Source organism: Rhizobium sp. CSW-27, from assembly GCF_018760785.1.
Taxonomy (GTDB): Bacteria; Pseudomonadota; Alphaproteobacteria; order Rhizobiales; family Rhizobiaceae; genus Neorhizobium.
Genome location: NZ_JAHHZO010000009.1, coordinates 143,729 through 157,145 on the forward strand (window position 1 = coordinate 143,729; position 13,417 = coordinate 157,145).

The 13,417-nt window shown below is 65.4% G+C and carries 15 protein-coding genes; 6 read left to right on the forward strand and 9 right to left on the reverse strand.

Going from position 1 to position 13,417, the window contains the following annotated elements:
- Window positions 1–4: 4 nt before the first annotated feature.
- The 4 genes from KLP42_RS17755 to KLP42_RS17770 form a co-directional block, all read right to left on the reverse strand.
- Window positions 5–577 (reverse strand): TRAP transporter small permease, encoded by a 573-nt coding sequence (locus KLP42_RS17755; RefSeq protein ID WP_215568286.1) that lies wholly within the window; start codon window positions 575–577, stop codon window positions 5–7.
- A 63-nt stretch (window positions 578–640) separates the two neighbouring features.
- Window positions 641–1,615 (reverse strand): sialic acid TRAP transporter substrate-binding protein SiaP, encoded by a 975-nt coding sequence (locus KLP42_RS17760; RefSeq protein WP_215568287.1) that lies wholly within the window; start codon window positions 1,613–1,615, stop codon window positions 641–643.
- A gap of 35 nt (window positions 1,616–1,650) precedes the next feature.
- Window positions 1,651–2,397 (reverse strand): FadR/GntR family transcriptional regulator, encoded by a 747-nt coding sequence (locus KLP42_RS17765; protein ID WP_215568288.1) that lies wholly within the window; start codon window positions 2,395–2,397, stop codon window positions 1,651–1,653.
- Between the two features lie 187 nt (window positions 2,398–2,584).
- A complete protein-coding gene (locus tag KLP42_RS17770) occupies window positions 2,585–3,088 on the reverse strand; it encodes a MarR family winged helix-turn-helix transcriptional regulator (protein WP_215568289.1) in 504 nt (167 codons plus the stop codon).
- Between the two features lie 151 nt (window positions 3,089–3,239).
- On the opposite strand from KLP42_RS17770, the gene KLP42_RS17775 reads away from it, so the two are divergent.
- From KLP42_RS17775 to KLP42_RS17785, 3 genes are all read left to right on the forward strand, one after another.
- Window positions 3,240–3,419: a hypothetical protein gene (locus tag KLP42_RS17775; RefSeq protein WP_215568290.1), complete on the forward strand. Its 180-nt coding sequence runs from the start codon at window positions 3,240–3,242 to the stop codon at window positions 3,417–3,419.
- The gene (locus tag KLP42_RS17780) at window positions 3,409–4,233 is read left to right on the forward strand and encodes a p-hydroxycinnamoyl CoA hydratase/lyase (protein ID WP_215568291.1); all 825 of its coding nucleotides are present in this window, start codon (window positions 3,409–3,411) and stop codon (window positions 4,231–4,233) included. The genes KLP42_RS17775 and KLP42_RS17780 overlap by 11 nt, the downstream gene beginning before the upstream one ends.
- A gap of 420 nt (window positions 4,234–4,653) precedes the next feature.
- Window positions 4,654–5,592, forward strand: a complete 939-nt coding sequence (locus KLP42_RS17785) for a MerR family transcriptional regulator (protein WP_215568292.1) — start codon at window positions 4,654–4,656, stop codon at window positions 5,590–5,592.
- A 324-nt stretch (window positions 5,593–5,916) separates the two neighbouring features.
- Here the strand turns inward: KLP42_RS17785 and KLP42_RS17790 are convergent, their stop codons facing one another.
- Window positions 5,917–6,840 carry a LysR family transcriptional regulator ArgP gene (locus KLP42_RS17790; protein WP_215568293.1) on the reverse strand — a complete coding sequence of 308 codons (924 nt, stop codon included), beginning with the start codon at window positions 6,838–6,840 and terminating at the stop codon, window positions 5,917–5,919.
- A gap of 98 nt (window positions 6,841–6,938) precedes the next feature.
- On the opposite strand from KLP42_RS17790, the gene KLP42_RS17795 reads away from it, so the two are divergent.
- Window positions 6,939–7,544, forward strand: coding sequence for a LysE/ArgO family amino acid transporter (locus KLP42_RS17795; RefSeq protein WP_215568294.1), 606 nt, complete (start codon window positions 6,939–6,941; stop codon window positions 7,542–7,544).
- Between the two features lie 73 nt (window positions 7,545–7,617).
- On the opposite strand, the gene KLP42_RS17800 is transcribed toward KLP42_RS17795, so the two are convergent.
- The 3 genes from KLP42_RS17800 to KLP42_RS17810 all read right to left on the reverse strand — a co-directional run bounded on the left by KLP42_RS17800 (window position 7,618) and on the right by KLP42_RS17810 (window position 10,419).
- The gene (locus KLP42_RS17800) at window positions 7,618–9,216 is read right to left on the reverse strand and encodes a GMC family oxidoreductase (protein WP_215568295.1); all 1,599 of its coding nucleotides are present in this window, start codon (window positions 9,214–9,216) and stop codon (window positions 7,618–7,620) included.
- Window positions 9,217–9,273: 57 nt separating this feature from the next.
- Window positions 9,274–9,885, reverse strand: a complete 612-nt coding sequence (locus KLP42_RS17805) for a TetR/AcrR family transcriptional regulator (protein WP_215568296.1) — start codon at window positions 9,883–9,885, stop codon at window positions 9,274–9,276.
- 96 nt (window positions 9,886–9,981) lie between these two features.
- A complete protein-coding gene (locus KLP42_RS17810; protein WP_215568297.1) occupies window positions 9,982–10,419 on the reverse strand; it encodes an Lrp/AsnC family transcriptional regulator in 438 nt (145 codons plus the stop codon).
- Window positions 10,420–10,540: 121 nt separating this feature from the next.
- On the opposite strand from KLP42_RS17810, the gene rocF reads away from it, so the two are divergent.
- The gene (gene rocF / locus KLP42_RS17815; RefSeq protein ID WP_215568298.1) at window positions 10,541–11,461 is read left to right on the forward strand and encodes an arginase; all 921 of its coding nucleotides are present in this window, start codon (window positions 10,541–10,543) and stop codon (window positions 11,459–11,461) included.
- A 21-nt stretch (window positions 11,462–11,482) separates the two neighbouring features.
- The gene (gene ocd, locus KLP42_RS17820) at window positions 11,483–12,559 is read left to right on the forward strand and encodes an ornithine cyclodeaminase (protein ID WP_215568366.1); all 1,077 of its coding nucleotides are present in this window, start codon (window positions 11,483–11,485) and stop codon (window positions 12,557–12,559) included.
- Here the strand turns inward: ocd and KLP42_RS17825 are convergent.
- Complete coding sequence (locus tag KLP42_RS17825; RefSeq protein WP_215568299.1) at window positions 12,553–13,374, reverse strand: HpcH/HpaI aldolase family protein; 822 nt, start codon at window positions 13,372–13,374, stop codon at window positions 12,553–12,555. The genes ocd and KLP42_RS17825 overlap by 7 nt on opposite strands.
- Window positions 13,375–13,417: the final 43 nt, after the last annotated feature.

Sequence of the window (13,417 nt, forward strand, 5' to 3'; positions counted from 1 at the left end):
GGTCTCAGTCCTCCTGCGGCAGGAAGGCGTCAGGCCGCTCCAGCACCGAGTAGCCGCGGCGCTGGTTCTCGACGAAGACCTGGATCGAACGCAGCAGCATGAGCACGAAACCGGCCATGACGCTGTAGAAGACGATGCTGCGCGGCAGATCGACGGTCACCATGCGCTCGTCGGCGACGATGGAGACATAGCGCCACATCAGCCAGCAGGCATAGGCGAAGAAGGCGATGCGCACGAGATCGACCATCACCGCCAGCCCGCGCGCCAGCGCCTGCGGCAGATAGTGGTAGAGCACGTCCACCTGGATGTGGCGCGAGACGCGCACGCACATCACCGAGCCGATGAAGACGACGCCGATCAGGCAGTTGATGGCGATCTCCTCCGTCCAGGCATAGGAATTGTTCAGCACGTAGCGGGTGAAGAACTGCAGGAAGACGCAGGCCGTCATCACCCAGAAAATCGCCAGCGCCGCCCAGTCCTCGAAGGCATAGCCCGAAATATCGGCAACCGGCGCGGCCTCCTCGAAGGAATGCGCCAGCTCCTCCGCCGTGACCGGCGTGTGAACCTCATTGGTCATGATCAATATCCGGCAAAATGGTGAAGGGAAGTGCCGGCGGCATCGGCCGCCGGCACGCACGGCTCACTTGATCGCGCGGATCGCGTCCCAGTCTTCCTGCTTGTAGCCGAAGTCCTTCAGCGCAACCTTCTGGCGGACATTGGCTTCGAAGTCGGCCTTGTCGATCTCGGTCACCGAGATGCCCTTTTCCTTGAAGGTGGCAACCAGCCCCTTCTCGCGCTCCTCGATGATCTTGGTGCTGCGCTCGGCGGCCTCCTGTGTCACCTCGGTGAAGATCTTCTTGTCCTCGTCCGAGAGTTTGGCCCAGAGCGACTTGGACACCAGCGTGTTGAGATGGTCGACGATGTGGCCGGTGAGCACGATGTGCTTCTGCACCTCGTAGAACTTCTTGGCCTCGATGGTGGTCAGCGGGTTTTCCTGGGCTTCCACCGTGCCGTTCTGCAGGGCCAGGTAGACTTCGGCAAAGGCGATCGGCGTGGTGTTGGCACCGCAGGCGCGCGGCATGGCGAGATAGGCCGGCACATCCGGCACGCGCATCTTCAGCCCGGCCATGTCGGCGCATTTGCTGATCGGCCGGTTGGAGGTCGTGTGCCGCGTGCCGTAATAGGTGACGGCGGTGATGTGGTTGCCGGAGGCCTTTTCGTAACCGGCCGCCAGCCGCTTGAAGACATCGCTCTTGGTGTAGGCGATCAGATGCTCGGGGCTGCGGAAGGTATAGGGATAATAGGTCACGCCGATCGGCGCATATTCGCGGGCGGCGAAGCTGGAGCCCGAGATGATCAGGTCCACGGTGCCGAGCTTCAGGCCCTGGTTGAGGTCAGCTTCCTTGCCGAGCTGCGAGGCGGGAAACACGTCGATCTTGTAGCGGCCATTGGTACGCTTCTCGATCTCCTTGGCCGCCCAGACCGATTCGGTGTGGAACGGCTCCGAGGTTTCGTAGACATGCGCCCATTTCAACGCCGTCTGGGCCTGCGCGGCCAGAGCGGACGCCAGGATGGCGGCGGTTGCTCCCAAAAATGCGGTCAGTCTGAACTTCATCACTCTCTCCTCCCATGTTGAAGTCGGCGGGCGGGCTAGCCGCCCCCGGCACGCCTCCACGCGGCCGGTATCGAATTGTCGAAGGCATCCTCCTCGAAGCTCTTCGACAGGCGAATCTGCGATTGGTCGAGATGCGCGCGCATCGCTGCCCGTGCAGCGACGGGATCGCGTTCGGCAATCGCGTCGCGAATGGCCCGGTGCTCCTCCATCGCCGCGCGCCATGTCTCCCGGTTCTCGAAATAGCTGGCGAGCTTTTCGAAATAGGGGGTCATGCGCATGTCGTGGATGTCACCGATGAAGCGGTTGAGCGTGGCATTGGCGATGATGCCGGAGACGATCACATGAAAACCGCGATCGAGCGCCAGCGCTTCACGACGATCATCCAGTGCCGCCTCCATGCCTGCCAGATTGGCATCGAGTTCCGCCACATGCTGGGGCTGGGCAAGCCGTGCCGCCTCTTCGGCCACGGCGCATTCCACCACGGCGCGGGCGCGCAGCAGTTCGAACGGCCCCTCGAAATCATCCGGCGGCACGTCGAAACCGCTGCGCTTGCGCGGATTGACATAGATTCCGGAGCCCATGCGGATGTCGATGAAGCCTTCCACCTCGAGCACGATCAGTGCCTCGCGCACCGTCGGCCGCGACACGCCCAGCATCTGCGCCAGTTCCCGCTCGGCCGGCAGGCGCGATCCCTCGGCAAGCTCGCCGCTTTCGATCAGGCCTCGCATCTGGTCGGCAACCTGACGATACAGGCGGCGCGATTCCACGGCAGAGAAGATCATCGTCCCATCGATCCCGTGACAGCCGGCAGTAAGCCGGCAGGTGGCCAAGTGGTCATACCAATATCCACGTTGTAGACCCCCGATCACGTTTCTGTCAAGCGGCGGCACGGTGACACCATTTGCCTGTGACACCGACACGCTTCAATCGAAAAGGCGATGCGAGAGACCGCGGTCGCGCGGGAGATCGTCAGCCCTCTTCCGCCCGCTCATCGGCCCAGACCAGGGCCAGCAACCGGCGCAGTTCCGCCCGCTCTGCAAGTGAGAGGCGCGAGAGAATGCGGTTCTCATGCTCCTGCACCAGGTGCAGCCACTGGCGCGCCGCAGCGACCCCCTCCGGCGTCGGGTAAAGGCGCTGCAGTCGCTGGTCGGCCGGGTCGTCGCGGCGGGTGAACAGGCCGCGCGCCTCCAGCGCCTGCAGCAGCCCCACGATGTTGGCGCGCTTGATCGCCAGCATCCGGCAGATATCGGCAGAGGTGCGACCCGGCTGCTCGACGATCGAGGTCAGGACGCTCATGGTGATCGGGCGCGCGTCCACCGGCTCCAGCGCCGCCACCGCGCCGTTCATGTCATAGACGGAGGCACGCCGCAGGTGATAGCCGACCAGCTGGCTCAGCGTCTGCCGGATATCCTTGAGGGCGGCGGCGGTTTCCGGCTCCGGCATGGCGTCCGGCCGCGAAGTTGTCTCGTCCATCGTTTCTCCTCTTGACGCCGCTTCCTCATCTCGACAATATTGTTATGCAGCATAGCAGTCAATCGAGGCCTCGACCGGTATCCGGTCCGCTTCGGGTGACCCGAGCCTGGGGAGGAGCGGCACGCGCACATCGAGACCTATGTCTCACGGGATGGAACATATTTTCAAGGATCGCCAGGCGGTGTTCCGCAGCGTCGACTGCGGCGCGGGCGCGGGTTGCGATCCCGTCAGCAAGGCCGGGCGCTTGCGTCACCGGCCGGGCGTCGGCAGCCGGATGGCCCGATGCCTCTCAACCGAACAGATGAACAAGGACAAAGACAATGGCCAATGATGTCGATACCGTAGCCTTCGAAGTGCGCGACAATATCGCCTGGGTGCGCTTCAATCGTCCGGACAAGCGCAATGCCATGAGCCCGACGCTGAACCGCACCATGATGGAGGTTCTGGACGAACTGGAGTTCCGCGAGGATGTGGGCGTGCTGGTGCTGACCGGCGAAGGAAGCGCCTGGACCGCCGGCATGGATCTCAAGGAATATTTCCGCGAGAGCGAAGGCGAGGGGCTGAAGGGCGTGCGCCGCTCGCAGCGCGAAAGCTACGGCTGGTGGCGCCGGCTGCGCTGGTACCAGAAGCCGACGATCGCCATGGTCAACGGCTGGTGCTTCGGCGGCGGCTACGGCCCGCTGTTCGCCTGCGATCTCGCCTTTGCGGCGGACGAAGCCAAGTTCGGCCTCTCCGAAATCAACTGGGGCATCCTGCCGGGCGGCGGGGCAACCAAGGTGGCGGTCGAGCTTCTGCCGTTCCGCAAGGCCATGTATCACGCCCTCATCGGCGAACCGATCGACGGCAAGACGGCCGCCGAATGGGGTCTCGTCAACGAAAGCCTGCCGCTGTCCGAGCTTGAGGCACGGGTGACGGAAATTGCCCGCAAGCTTCTCGAAAAGAATCCGGTGGCCCTGAAGGCGACCAAGGATGCCGTGCGTCGCGTCGGGGTGATGACCTATGACGAGGCCGAGGACTATCTGGTGCGCGCCCAGGAGGCGGCCAATTCCTACGACCCGCAGGGCCGCAAGGAGGGCATCCGCCAGTTCATCGACGAGAAGAGCTACAAGCCGGGCCTCGGCGCCTACGACAAGTCGCGCGGCTAAGGCCGCCGCCCGGTCCGCCCGGCAACCACGACTGCCATCGAGCCGACCAACCGTCGCAGCCGGGGATCCCTCCGGCGGCGACAGGCGTTCCAACAAGGCGCCGAACACCGCGCCACTGGCGCGCGCCCGTCCAACCTCCGCGCAATCTCTGCGCAACCCCCAATGCGATCCCGGTTCGGCGCTCGTACCGGGTCTTCATCCCCGCACCGCGCGCCTCCGAAAAATTCAACAGTTGCATTGAAACCTTATTGACGATGGCACGTTATGAGGCGCTGAACCGGTTCGTCTTGGGGGCTGGAAAGATGGACGGCTTTGGCGGACCTCGACAGTCGCCGATCGCCACCACCCTTCCCTTTCTGGAATCGGTCGTTCGACCCAATAAGCTAGACCGGAATCGGCATGAGGTTCGGGGGAGTTTGCGTGCAGGAACCCGAAGAGGGACAGCCAATCGGCGCGGGCGGCGGAACGCTCGCACGCCGCATCAGCATGGCAGATGGATTGCGGATGGTGGGCATCAGCAAGCTGGTGCTGCATGCCTGGGAGCGACGATATGAGCGGCACCTGGCCGACCGCACCGAAACCGGCCGCCGCTACTTCACGCCGCGACAGGTGGAGCACCTGAAACTTCTCAAGCAGTGCACCGATGCCGGGCATCGCATCGGCTCGATCATCGACCTTCCGCCGGAGGAACTGCGTGCACTGGTCCGCGGCCATGCGAAACTGGTTGCTCTCACCCCGCTGCTGGAGGCAATCCAGCAGATGGACCTGCCGCGAATGCGACGCCTTCTGGCCGAGCACCTGCAGGAAGAGGGGCCGGCGGATTTCGCCAAGAACACGATTGCCCCGCTGATGCGCGAAGTCGGCCGTCAGTGGAGCGACGGCGCGCTGTCGATTGCCGCCGAACACATGGCGTCGGCCGAGGTGCGCGGCATGCTTTCCGGGTGTCTGGCTGCCCTGCCGGCCGAACCGATGGCGGTGCGGGCCGTCGTGACCACCATGGAGGGTGATCAGCATGAAATCGGCTCCATGCTGATCACCCTTCTGGCCCGGCAGGTGGGACTTGGCGCACTCTATCTGGGTCCGGATCTTCCCGCGAGCGAAATTGCCCAGGCGGCAAGGACATGGAATGCCCGTATCGTCTGTCTGAGCAGCCTCTATGGGCGGCTGCGTGTGCTGGAGCCGAGGCTCGCCGATCTTCGCGACCGGCTTGCCGACACCACGGAACTCTGGGTGGGCGGCCCCGGCTTCGCGGAGCTGAAGCAGATGAAAGGCATACGGTATTTCGCCGATGTCGCAAGCTTCGAGGAGGCAGCACGCGATCTCGTTGCCCGCTACACCGCCTCGACCGCTGACGGCTGAGCCAACCGATCTTCCGACATCAAGGCGCCATTTCCTGCACTCCGGGCGGCCCGGCCGCCCACGATCATCCGTGCTGCGGCAACCCGGCGCTGGCGCCGGGACAGGGAGAGAGGCAGGGGCATGCACGGCGACATCGAAATACGTCCGGCGTGGTCGGCAAGATCGTGGCGCCCGAAAAACATCGCAGCCTATGCAGTTTCCAGTTGGCCCCGCCCAGCAAGCATCGATTACGATGGATTGTCCTGCGGTCCTCACGCAGGCCGGCTGCGCTCCCCGCAGCGGCGCAGGATCGCCCGTAACCCGCCGACCGCGCGGACGCAGTGATCAATCCGGCATCGCCGGCACGGTCGGTGCCGCCAGCGAGAGGCGGGCGACCGACAGCACATGCCGGCTCAGCGCCTCCAGCGGCGTGGCGGCCAGTCGGCTCACCTGCCAGAACAGCGGCACGTCCACCGGAGTATCGGGCACGAGTTCAACCAGCCGGCCGGCGGCCAGATGATCGGCCACCAGCCGCTCCGGGTTCATGCCCCAGCCCATGCCGGACAGGCAGGCGTCGACAAATCCCTGCGTGGACGGCAGCCAGTGGGTGGGAGGCAGCGTATCGAACTCGACATTCTCGCGCAGCCAGCGGGTCTGCAGCCCGTCCTTGCGATTGAAGGTGAGCGCCGGGGCAAGGGCAAGCCCCTCAGCCGTCACGCCCCGGGGAAAATGCCGGGAAACAAAGGCAGGCGCCGCCGTTGCCCGGTAGCGCAGGATACCGAGCGGGCTCTGGCGGCATCCCGGCACCGGCCGGGCAAGACCGGTGACGGCGGCCAGCACCTCGCCCCGTTCCAGCCAGGCGGCCGTATGGTCCTGATCATCGACGGCAATGTCCACCAGATAGCCGGTCTCGCGGGTAAAACGGGACACGGCCTCCAGAAACCACGTGCCCAGACTGTCGGCATTGGTCGCGATCCGCACCGTCACCGGCCCCGTCCCGGCCGTGCCGCCGTCGAGCGCCGGCAGTTTTTCCAGAAGATCGCTCTCCAGAATGGCCACCTGGTCCATGTGCCGGCAGAGCCAGGCGCCCCTTTCCGTGGCGGTGCAGGGCACGCCGCGTACCACCAGCACGGTCCCGAGCCGGTCCTCCAGATGCCTGACCCGCTGCGACACCGCCGATGGCGTGACATTCAGGAGCCGTGCCGCACGCTCGAAACTGCCGGTGCGGATGACGGCGGCGACTGCGCGCAGCGAGGGATAATCCAGCATCAGACATTAGCTCCGCTTCATCATGGTTAGGAGGATTAAGTAGCTCGAAAGTGCGCCGGGCGCTATGGCAGGTTGCGTCAACGGAGGACCTCGGATCGATGATAACTGCCGCAGCAACCGGCTTCAGCACCGGCCTCAGCCTGATCCTTGCCATCGGCGCCCAGAATGCCTTCGTGCTGCGCCAGGGCCTGTTGAGACAGCATGTGCTGGCCGTCTGCCTTGCCTGCGCGGTCTCGGATGCGCTGCTCATCACGCTGGGCGTGACGAGTTTCCGGCAGATCGCCGCGCTTCTGCCCTGGCTGGATCCGGCGATGCGGATGGGTGGTGCAGCCTTCCTTCTGGTCTACGGCGCCCGCAGCCTGTGGTCGGCCTGGCACTCCACCGCAGCATTGCGGGCCGATGGTGCCGCCAGCGGAGGGCTTTGGCCGACGCTTGCCACCTGCCTCGCGCTCACCTGGCTCAATCCGCATGTCTATCTGGATACGGTGGTACTGCTCGGCACGATTTCCACGCGCTTTGCCGGGGAGGAGGCCGCCTTCGCCGCTGGCGCGACGCTTGCCTCCTTCATCTTCTTCCTTGCGCTCGGCTTCGGTGCGGGCCGGTTGCGTCCTGTATTCCAGAAGCCGGCAAGCTGGCGGGTGCTGGAGACCGTGATCGGGCTTGTGATGTGGCTGATCGCGTTGAAGCTGGTTTTCGGCGCGTGAGCCTTCTTGCGGCGCGGGCATGGCGGCGGTGACAGGCCCGCTGCCGGATGATCGCGCCATCTCGTCGTGCCGGTCACGATCCGGCCTGAAGCACCAGATCCGCCGCCTTCTCGCCAATCATCACCGTCGGCGCCTGGGTGTTGCCGCTGACAAGCGTCGGCATGATCGAGGCGTCGGCCACCCGAAGCCCGGCAATGCCGCGCACCCGCAGTTGCGGATCAACGACGGAGGCCGGATCGGCGCCCATCCGGCAGGTGCCGACCGGATGATAGATCGTATCGGCCCGGGCGCGGATCATCGCCCGCAGTGCCTCCTCGTCCGCCACATCCACCGGATGGAGGATCCGGCCATGATGGCGCGCCAGCGGTTCGGCAGCAAGGATGCGATGCACCATCCGGACACCGGCAACGAGAAGATCGAGATCGGCGGGAGCGGACAGGAAACGCGGATCGATCTCCACCGGTCGCCTGGGATCGGCCGCAGCAAGCCGGACCCTGCCACGGCTCTGCGGCCTCAGCACGCAGACATGCAGCGCGATACCCGTTGCCGCGTGGAACCGGCGGCCGTGATCGTCCACCAGCCCGGTGCAGAAATGCAGTTGCAGGTCCGGCCGGTCGGCCATCGGGCTGCTGCGGATGAAACCGCCGGCTTCCGCCACGTTGCTGGACAGAATGCCGGTCCCGTGCCGCAGATAGGGCAGGGCACCGCGGAGGATCTCGCCAAGCACTGCCGGCGTGTAGCCGAGCAGCCCCTGGCCGCGCATCGCCGCGTTCAGGGTATAATCAAGGTGGTCCTGCAGGTTTTCACCAACCGCCGGCAGATCGCGGATCACCGGAATGCCAAGGCCGGCGAGATGCGCCGCTGGTCCGATGCCGGACAGCATCAGAAGCTGCGGAGAAGCGATCGCGCCGCCGCAGAGGATCACTTCGCGCCGCGCCTTGAGCGCGCGCTGGCCGGCAGGCCCTTCCACGATGACCCCGGTGGCGCGTCCGTCGGCGAGGACGATGCGCGACGCTCTCGTCTCCGTCAGCACCTGCAGATGCGCGGGGTAGGGCGGATCGCCCAGATAGGCTCGGGCCGCATCAAGCCTTCGGCCATCTTTCTGCAGCACCTGATAGAAGCCGACGCCTTCCTGGTCAGGCCCGTTGAAATCCGCGTTCTCGCGAAGGCCGCAAGCCCGCGCTGCGCGGATGAAATCACGCGAGACCGGGCTTGGCGAGGCAGGATCGGCAACGGCGAGCGGTCCTTCCGCCCCGTGCCAGGCATCGCTGCCGCGCCGATTGGCCTCCGCACGGCGGAACAGCGGCAGCACCTCCGCAAAGCTCCAGCCCGTGCAGCCGAGGCTTGCCCAGTGATCGTAGTCCTCCGGCTGGCCCCGCACATAGATCATCGCATTGATCAGGCTGGAACCGCCGAGACCGCGGCCGCGCGGCACATAGCCGCGTCGCCCGTTCAGGCCCGGCTGGGGCAGCGTCTGCAGCGCGTAATTCTCGCGATTGCGCAACGGCACTCTCAGCGCGATGCCTGCCGGTATCCGCGACAGAAGCGAGGGGCGCCTGCCGCCCGCCTCCACCAGGATGATCTTCGGGGCCACCGCGGCCGCCGCGAGGCGGGCAGCCAGCGCGGCACCCGCCGGTCCACCACCGATGATGATGTAATCCGCCTCGTCCATGTCCTTGCATCCTCCCACCTGGATGGAAGGTTAGCAAAAATGACGGATGCGTCAATTTTATTTTTGATCGGCCCAGCTGCCGATGCCGCGCACGATGAGGCGGGTGATGAAGCGGCTGGTGCCCGCGACGTCGAGCGGCTGGCCGTTGCGCGACTGCAACAGCACCTCCAGCGCATTGGCAACGATCAGACAGGCCACCTGCGTGCGTTCGCTGGGCGAGAACGTGGCCTGCGGCATCACCCGCAGGAGGTCGCCCTCGATATCCCCCAGAAGCCCGCCGGTGCCGGTCAGGGTAAACAGCCGTGCGCGGATGTGATGCTGGTTGAGGGCGCAGAAATCGAGCGCTCCCTCCAGACCGAGAATGAAATCGAGGAAGCAGCGATAGCTGTGCGCCAGCATCGGCTCGATCTCGCTTTCACGGCTGCGGGCCTCGCCGCTCAGGTGCCGGATCTGCTCGGCCAGATTGTCGAGGATCTCGTGAAACACCGCCTCGCGGGTTCCGTAGTAATTGTAGAAGGTTCCGATGGAGACGCCGCTCGCCGCAACGATATCGCGCACGGTGGAGGCATCGAGCCCCTTGGTGGCAAAAACGGTCCATGCCGCGGCCTTGATGGCATCGCGGTTGCGCTGTCGGTTCTCCTCGCGCCTGCTGCCGGACCTGTGTTCCATCTCGATGCCGACCTCGCTGCTTGCCGGGTTGCGCGCTCTCGCCGCGCTTCCTCGTCCATTATAAGCAAAGGCAATATTTGGCAAAGGGCCGGCCAGTCACAGTCGCGCGCGCGTGCTGCGCGGCGTCGCCAGCAGAAGATTGGTCTCGCTGGCCGTAATTCCGGGAACCAGGCGGATGCGCCGCAGCACGGCGTCGAATTCCGCAAGGCTTGCCGCACCGAGTTCCACGATCAGGTCCCAGCGGCCATTGGTGGTGTGGATCTCGGAGACTTCGGGAAAGCCGCCCAGGGCATTGATGACGCGGTCCGTCACGCGGCCCTCGATCTCGATCATCATGATGCCGCGCACCGGTAGGTCCACCGTGTCGGCCCGCAGGATGACGGTATAGCCGAGGATGCGGCCGCTGGCTTCCAGACGTTCCATCCGCGCCCGCACGGTCGCACGCGATACACCCAGCGCAATCGCCAGATCGGAGACGCTGCGGCGGGCATCATGCCGCAGCAGTGTGATCAGCCGGGTGTCCAGATCGTCCAAGGCAACCTCCGATTTGGCTGGAATAACCGCCATATTGGTAAAGTATCCTGCTGAAATTGACAAATCACCGGCTTCGAACTGCCACCCCACCGTGTTTTTCTGTTCATGAAGGAGACAGGCCATGCATTGCAAACTGATCGGCGTTCCACTGCAGGACGGCGCCTCGCAACTGGGCTGCGAGATGGGACCGAGCGCGCTTCGCACCGCCGGCATCGTCGGGGCGCTGACTGAGCTCGGCCACCGGGTATCCGACCTCGGCAATCTCGTGCCGCGTCCGCTGGAAACGGTTGCGCATCCGAATCCCGCCGTGCGCAACCTTGCCGTCATCCGCGGCTGGATCGAGGCAATCGCCGAAACGGCCTATCGGGAAAGCACCGATGGCATGCCGATCTTCCTCGGAGGCGACCACGCGCTCTCGGCCGGTTCCGTCAGCGGCATTGCACGCCGGGCGGCGGCGGAGGGGCGCCCGCTCTTCGTCCTGTGGCTCGATGCCCATACGGATTTCCATACGCTCGACAGCACGCAAAGCGGCAACCTGCATGGTGTGCCGGTCGCCTATTTCACCGGACAGCCGGATTTTTCGCCCTATCTTCCGGATCTCGCTGCCGTCGTGCCGGCCGCCCATGTCTGCATGCTCGGCATCCGCAGCGTCGATCCCGCCGAACGGGCAGCCCTTGCCCGAACAGATGTGACGGTACACGACATGCGCGCCATTGATGAACACGGGGTGGCGGCCCTGTTGCGCGGGTTCCTGGAAGAGGTGCGGGCCGCCAACGGCCTGCTGCATGTCAGCCTCGATGTCGACTTTCTCGATCCCGCCGTCGGGCCGGCGGTCGGAACCACCGTGCCGGGCGGGGCGACCTTCCGCGAGGCTCATCTGGTGATGGAGATGCTGCATGACAGCGGTCTCGTGACAAGCCTCGATCTCGTGGAACTCAACCCTTTCCTCGACGAGCGCGGCCGCACCGCCATCCTGCTGGTCGATCTTACCGCAAGCCTCATGGGCCGCAAGGTCATGGATCGTCCCACCCGAAGCTACTAGAACCCGCAGCCCCTGGGAGACATCATGCCGCAGAACCTGAACCTCGTTCCCTTCGTCAGCGTCGAAGCCATGATGGACCTCGTGCTGTCCATCGGCACCGAACGGTTCCTGCGGGAACTGGCCGGCTATATCGAGGCCGATTTCCGCCGGTGGGAAAGCTTCGACAAGACGCCGCGCGTCGCCTCCCATTCGCGCGACGGCGTGATCGAGCTGATGCCCACCAGCGATGGCCGGCTCTACGGCTTCAAATATGTCAACGGCCACCCGAAGAACACCAGAAGCGGCCGCCAGACGGTGACCGCCTTCGGGGTCCTTTCCGATGTGGACAGCGGCTATCCGATCCTTCTGACGGAGATGACCATCCTGACGGCGCTGCGCACGGCGGCCACCTCGGCGGTCGCGGCGCGGCATCTCGCCCGCAGCGATGCTCGCTGCATGGCGCTGATCGGCAACGGGGCGCAAAGCGAATTCCAGGCGCTCGCCTTCAAGGCGTTGCTGGGCATCGACCGGCTGCGCCTCCACGACATCGATCCGGCCGCCAGCCGGCGCTGCCGCGACAATCTCTCCGGCCTTGGCTTCACCATCGAGATCTGCGCCTCGGCAGAACAGGCCGTGGAAGGGGCGGACATCGTCACCACCGCCACCGCCGACAAGCAGAATGCCACCATTCTGACCGACAACATGATCGGCGCCGGCCTGCACATCAATGCGGTCGGTGGCGACTGCCCCGGCAAGACGGAACTGCACCGGGACATTCTGCTGCGCTCCGACATCTTCGTGGAATTTCCGCCACAGACCCGGATCGAGGGAGAAATCCAGCAACTTGCGCCCGACCACCCGGTGACCGAACTCTGGCAGGTGATTGCGGGCAACGCCACCGGCCGCGCGCGCGGCGACCAGATCACTCTGTTCGACAGCGTCGGCTTCGCGACCGAGGATTTCTCGGCACTGCGCTATGTCCGCGACAAGCTCAACGAAACCGGGCGCTTCGACACGCTCGATCTGCTCGCCGATCCCGACGAGCCGCGCGATCTGTTCGGCATGCTGCTCCGACGGCAGCCGCTGACCGCCTCCCGCCGCGAGCCCCCGGCTCAGTAGGAGCTGGCGCTTGCAACCGGCGGCGCCTCGCCCCTGGCACGGGCCTCCTGAATGGTGCGGTATTCCGCCATTGCGGCAAAACCGGCTTCCCGCAGCAGCGCCACGTCATAGGGGCCGGGAATGAAGCGGTAGCCGCGTTCCAGCAACTCGTGCACATTGGCGCCGGCATTCGGGACGGTACCCATCACCTTGCCGGCTGAGAGAATCTCGCGCTCGGCCCGGCGCGCCAGCGCCTGCACTTCCGGATGGCCGGTCTGGCCAAGCCGCCCGATGGAACCGGCAAGATCGTTGATACCGATGAAGATCACGTCCGCGCCCTCGATGGCGGCAATCCCGGCCGCATTTTCCACGGCAGTGTAGGATTCGAGCTGCAGGATGACCATCATATTGGCATTGGCCTGTTCCACATAGCCAGGCTCGGTGCCATAGCCGGAGGCGCGCACCACGCTTGCCGCATAGCCGCGAATGCCCTGCGGCGGATAAAGGCAGGCCCTGACGGCCTCACGCCCGGCCTCGGGCGTATCGACGGAAGGGATCATCACCGACTGCGCGCCCGCATCAATGACGCGCTTCAGGAACACATGATCGTTCCACGGCACCCGCACCACGGCAGGCGTCGGCGTGGTCTCGATCGCCCGGAGCGCCTCGGTGATTTCCCGGGTTTCGCCCGCGCCGTGCTCGTGGTCGGACAGCAGGAAATCGAAGCCGAGATGGCCAAGGATCTCGGCATTGGTCGGCGTGCCGCCACCAACCCAGCAGCCATAGGCGGTTTCGCCGGCCAGCAACCGGGCTTTCAGGTGATTGGGCTTGAACATCGCGCACTCCAGCAGACAGAGGTCCGGCCGCACGGCCGGGCAA

Excerpts from the sequence above, each read along its gene's own strand:
- KLP42_RS17770 (WP_215568289.1), bottom strand. The coding sequence starts at position 3,088 with ATGGACGAGACAACTTCGCGGCCGGACGCCATGCCGGAGCCGGAAACC.
- KLP42_RS17800 (WP_215568295.1), bottom strand. The coding sequence starts at position 9,216 with ATGGACGAGGCGGATTACATCATCATCGGTGGTGGACCGGCGGGTGCC.
- KLP42_RS17795 (WP_215568294.1), top strand. The coding sequence starts at position 6,939 with ATGATAACTGCCGCAGCAACCGGCTTCAGCACCGGCCTCAGCCTGATC.
- KLP42_RS17775 (WP_215568290.1), top strand. The coding sequence starts at position 3,240 with ATGGAACATATTTTCAAGGATCGCCAGGCGGTGTTCCGCAGCGTCGAC.
- KLP42_RS17780 (WP_215568291.1), top strand. The coding sequence starts at position 3,409 with ATGGCCAATGATGTCGATACCGTAGCCTTCGAAGTGCGCGACAATATC.
- KLP42_RS17825 (WP_215568299.1), bottom strand. The coding sequence starts at position 13,374 with ATGTTCAAGCCCAATCACCTGAAAGCCCGGTTGCTGGCCGGCGAAACC.
- KLP42_RS17765 (WP_215568288.1), bottom strand. The coding sequence starts at position 2,397 with ATGATCTTCTCTGCCGTGGAATCGCGCCGCCTGTATCGTCAGGTTGCC.
- rocF (WP_215568298.1), top strand. The coding sequence starts at position 10,541 with ATGCATTGCAAACTGATCGGCGTTCCACTGCAGGACGGCGCCTCGCAA.
- KLP42_RS17790 (WP_215568293.1), bottom strand. The coding sequence starts at position 6,840 with ATGCTGGATTATCCCTCGCTGCGCGCAGTCGCCGCCGTCATCCGCACC.
- KLP42_RS17760 (WP_215568287.1), bottom strand. The coding sequence starts at position 1,615 with ATGAAGTTCAGACTGACCGCATTTTTGGGAGCAACCGCCGCCATCCTG.
- KLP42_RS17755 (WP_215568286.1), bottom strand. The coding sequence starts at position 577 with ATGACCAATGAGGTTCACACGCCGGTCACGGCGGAGGAGCTGGCGCAT.
- KLP42_RS17805 (WP_215568296.1), bottom strand. The coding sequence starts at position 9,885 with ATGGAACACAGGTCCGGCAGCAGGCGCGAGGAGAACCGACAGCGCAAC.